Source organism: Mycobacterium sp. E3247, assembly GCF_001667785.1.
GTDB lineage: Bacteria > Actinomycetota > Actinomycetes > Mycobacteriales > Mycobacteriaceae > Mycobacterium.
This window is the reverse complement of record NZ_LZJG01000050.1, coordinates 1-2,837: the sequence shown is the minus strand read 5'-3', so window position 1 is coordinate 2,837 and position 2,837 is coordinate 1. Positions and strand designations below refer to the sequence as shown.

The following is a 2,837-nucleotide window of genomic DNA, read 5'->3' as shown; positions in this document are numbered from 1 at the left end:
ACCGACACCGGCAAAGCCGCCGGCCCCGTCAAAACCGCCGTATTACCAAGCCCTTCCAGACGCGCGCGCTCTGCATCGCCGACCAGATCCACCGACGACAACACCCGCGACAAATCACCCGCCATCGCCACCAACACCCGCTGCAGACGTTCGATCAGCGTCTCGATGCTCCGCGCGTCGAATACGTCGGTGCGGAATTCCACCCGACCGGCGATCCCCGCGGCCTCGCCCGTCTCGGTCCAGCGCTCGGCCAGGGAGAACACCAAATCCATTCGCGCCGACTCGGTGTCGACCGGCACGGAGGTGACCTCGAGCTCGCCCAGCGTCAGACCGGTGGCGGGATCGTCGTTTCCGGCGAAGTTCTGCCAGGCCAGCATCACCTGCACCAGCGGGTGGTGGGTCAGGCTTCGGGCCGGGTTGAGCCGCTCCACCAGCAGCTCGAACGGCACGTCCTGGTTTTCGAAGGCCGCCAGACTGCGTTCCCGAACCCGCGTCAACAGTTCGGTGAAGCTGGGGTCACCGGCGAGGTCGACCCGCAGCACCAGCGTGTTGACGAAGAAACCGACGAGCTGGTCGAGCGCGCGGTCGCGGCGCCCAGCGATCGGGAAGCCCACCGCCACATCGGAACTCGCGCTGAGCTTGGACAGCAGCACCGCGAGCGCGGCCTGCACCACCATGAAGGTGGTCGCGTTGTGCTCGCGGGCCACCCGGCGGACCTGCTGCTGCAGCTCCGCCGGCCAGTCGACGACCACGCTGGACCCGCGCTGATCGGCGACCGGCGGGTAGGGCCGGTCGGTGGGCAGCTGCAACCGTTCGGGCATGCCCGCCAGGGCGTCCTGCCAGTAGGACAGCTGGGCCGCGATCGCGCTGTCGCTGTCGTCGAGTTCGCCGAATTGCGCCCGCTGCCACAGCGTGTAGTCGACGTACTGCACGGGAAGGTCGGCCCAGCCCGGCGCCTGCCCCGCGGACCGGCTGGCGTACGCCTCACTCAGGTCGGCGGCCAACGGCGTGAGCGACAACCCGTCCGCGGCGATGTGGTGCACCACGATCACCAACAGGTGCTCCCGCTCGCCCAGGGCGAAAAGCTTTGCGCGCAGCGGGGTTTCGTTGGCCAGATCGAACGTGTAGCGGGTCGCCGCTGCGATGGCCCGGTCCAGTTCGCCGTCCGCCCGTCCGGTGGAATCAACGACGTCCCAGCCGAAGTCGACGTCCTCGGCCGGGACCACCACCTGCTGGGGCGTTCCGCCGCGGGCGGGGAATCGGGTGCGCAGGCTTTCGTGGCGCCCCACCACATCGGCCAGGGCCGCGCGCAGCGCGTCGGCATCGAGGCACCCGCTCAGCCGCAACGCGGCCGCCATGTTGTAGATGGGCGACGGCCCCTGCAACTGCTGGATGAACCACAACCGGCTCTGGGCAAAGGACAACGGGATCACCGGCGGGCGTTCACCGGCCACCAGCGGCGCCAGCCGGCCCACCCCCTCGTCGATGCGGGGCGCCAACTGCGCGACCGTCGGCGCCTCGAACACGACGCGCACCGGGAGGTCGGTGTCCAGCGACGAATTGACCGCAGAGATCAGCCGCATCGTGGATAGCGAGTCGCCGCCGAGATCGAAGAACGAGTCGTCGACACCGACGCGTTCGACGCCGAGCACCTCGGCGTAGATGCCGGCCAGGATCTCCTCGGTCGCGGTGGTAGGGGCGCGGTAATTGTCGACGTCTCGATAGTCGGGTGCGGGCAGTGCGCGGGTGTCGAGTTTGCCGTTGACCGTCATGGGCAGGGCAGGGAGTACGACCACGGCCGCCGGGACCATGTAGGCCGGGAGGCGCTCGGCGAGCGCGGCCCGGGCCCTGCCCGCGTCCGCCGTCCCGGTGACGTAACCCACCAGGCGCTTGTCACCGGGCCGGTCCTCGCGCGCGACCACCACCGCCTGCTCCACCCCGTCCAAAGCGCCCAGCGCCGACTGGATTTCGCCGAGCTCGATGCGGTAGCCGCGGATCTTGACCTGCTCGTCGGCGCGGCCCAGGTAGCGCAGTTGCCCGTCGGGACCCCAGCACACCAGGTCGCCGGTGCGGTACATGCGAGTCCCGGGCGCGCCGAACGGGCAGGCCATGAAGCGCGAGGCGGTCAACTCCGAGCGCCGCCAGTACCCGACGCCGACGCCGTCGCCGGCCAGATACAGCTCGCCGACCACGCCGGCCGGCACGGGCCGCAGCCATTCGTCGAGCACGAAGAAGGCCGCCCGCGTGACCGGGGACCCGATCGGCGGGAAACCCGAACCCGCTTGCAACGGAGCGCTCTTGGACGCCCACATCGTGGTTTCGGTGGGGCCGTAGACGTTCACCATCACCCGTCCGGGTGCCCAACGGTCCACCAGCTCGGGCGGGCAGGGCTCCGCGCCGATCACCAGTGCGGTCCCGTCCAGCCCGTCGGTCGGGAGCAACCCGACGGCGGACGGGGTCTGGGTGAGCACGGTGACCCCCTCGCCCACCAGCAGGGCGTGGAATTCCTCCGGCGAGCGGGACACCGACTCGGGCACCACCACCAGGCGCCCGCCGTGCAGCAGCGCCCCCCAGATCTCCCACACCGAGAAGTCGAAGGCGTAGGAGTGGAACTGGGTCCACACCTGATCCGGCGATAGCGCGATGCCGATCTGCAGGGCGTCGAATAGCTGCGCGACGTTGTGCTGGGTTACCGCAACGCCTTTGGGCACGCCGGTGGTGCCGGACGTGTAGATGATGTGGGCGAGGTCGTCGGGCGCGGGGGGCGGGGGCGGCGTGCCTGGCCGGCCGGCTGGACGGGTTCGACCTGGCGGTCGTCGACGTGAACCACCCCGACC

Annotated in this window: 1 protein-coding gene; it reads right to left on the bottom strand. The window is 70.3% G+C overall.

Annotated elements, in window-relative coordinates; translation table 11 throughout:
• A partial coding sequence (locus tag A9X04_RS02165) for a non-ribosomal peptide synthetase (protein WP_156764183.1) occupies positions 1–2,837 on the bottom strand: 2,837 nt, incomplete at both ends.